Annotated in this window: 1 protein-coding gene; it reads right to left on the minus strand. The window is 52.2% G+C overall.

From position 1 onward, the window contains the following. A partial coding sequence (locus tag C1T21_RS28255) for an AMP-binding protein (protein ID WP_258012642.1) occupies positions 1–761 on the minus strand: 761 nt, incomplete at both ends.

Consider the following 761-nt stretch of genomic DNA (forward strand, 5'->3'; position numbering starts at 1 on the left):
GGACAGGACGTCCGATAGAAATCCGTTCCTCCGCATTCGCGTCCTCAGACACCGGCCAAATCGTTGTAATAATCGAATTTTCCGTTGGACCATAAGCGTTGTAGTAGGCTACTTGATGCTTCCACTTGTTTACCAGGTCTGTCGATGTCGCGGATCCCCCCGTGAGCAGAATGCGCAGGTCTGGCATTCGCTCTGCTTCTAGATACACCGCGTACGTCGGTGGTAGTAACACGGCCGTAATTTGGTGTTTCGCCATGTACTGCTCGAACTGTCCATAGTTTAAAATCGTTTCCGACGTCGGTATATATAGCGTGGCTCCGCAGAACAGCGTTTGAAACACTTCCCAGCAAGCGGCATCAAAGGAATAACTGGCAAACATCAAGACATGATCCGACAAGCTCATCTGTAGTGTTTCATCGAAATAGGTTTTCAGGTTGCACAGCCCGCGGTGCTCGATCATAACGCCCTTCGGCTGTCCCGTCGTACCCGACGTATAAATCACATATGCCAGATCGTTCGGGCCAGACAATGGCTCCAGATTCGAACCATCCTCGTGGTAGACCTCCTGCACCCCATCCAGCACCAGTACCTTGCCGCCAAAAGTGGCCTTTTCCACCAGATGGCTTTGCGTTAGCAGCAATTCCGCACCCGAGTCATCGAGCATGTAGCGGATACGTTCCTCTGGGTACGTCGGATCCATCGGAACATACGCGCCTCCGGCTTTCATAATCCCGAACATCCCCACGATCATATCTACCGAG

It is taken from the genome of Paenibacillus sp. F4 (assembly GCF_002894905.1).
Lineage (GTDB): Bacteria > Bacillota > Bacilli > Paenibacillales > Paenibacillaceae > Paenibacillus > Paenibacillus polymyxa_B.